Origin of the sequence: Mordavella massiliensis (assembly GCF_016901695.1) — a bacterium.
In the GTDB taxonomy this organism is placed as follows: domain Bacteria; phylum Bacillota; class Clostridia; order Lachnospirales; family Lachnospiraceae; genus Claveliimonas; species Claveliimonas massiliensis_A.
Genome location: NZ_JACJKS010000070.1, coordinates 1 through 497 on the forward strand (window position 1 = coordinate 1; position 497 = coordinate 497).

1 pseudogene is annotated in these 497 nt (G+C 49.5%); it reads right to left on the reverse strand.

From position 1 onward, the window contains the following. Positions 1 to 352: pseudogene (locus H6A20_RS13135) on the reverse strand (hypothetical protein); the annotation flags it as partial. Positions 353 to 497: the final 145 nt, after the last annotated feature.

Below are 497 nucleotides of genomic sequence, written 5' to 3' on the forward strand. Positions count from 1 at the left end.
CGTTGCACGTCCTCGTCATCTCCTCATAGACGTCCGACAGGTACATCAGCATCCGAAGCGGCAGGTTCGGACTGTAGGTAGACTGATGCTCATACAGGGACAGCCGGGAGTCAATGATAAAGGACAGGTCATTCTTCATCGCCATGTAGATGGCGTTCTCCAGCGTGTTGATCGTAAGCTCATCCGGATCCGTATACTGTTTTCCACTAACTGCGTTGTAAAGCTCCAGCAGGTTTTTCTTGTCGCGGAACAGCATGATAAAGACGGTGGACTTGTATGTCCGGTTTGGCACGGGATAACTCTTCCGTCTGCCCTGTCCTTTTCTCTTTCCCGCTTTGCTCTTTTTGCTCATAGGCGGCCTCCTTTTTTAAATAGGTGCAGGAGGCCTCCTACCGCTCTTCCTTAAGAAACCTCTCTGCTCTGTGAAATGGGAACAAAAGCATTGAGATTTCTTTTAGATCTTTTGAAGATATCAGACGCGGCGGCTGCCGCAAAGA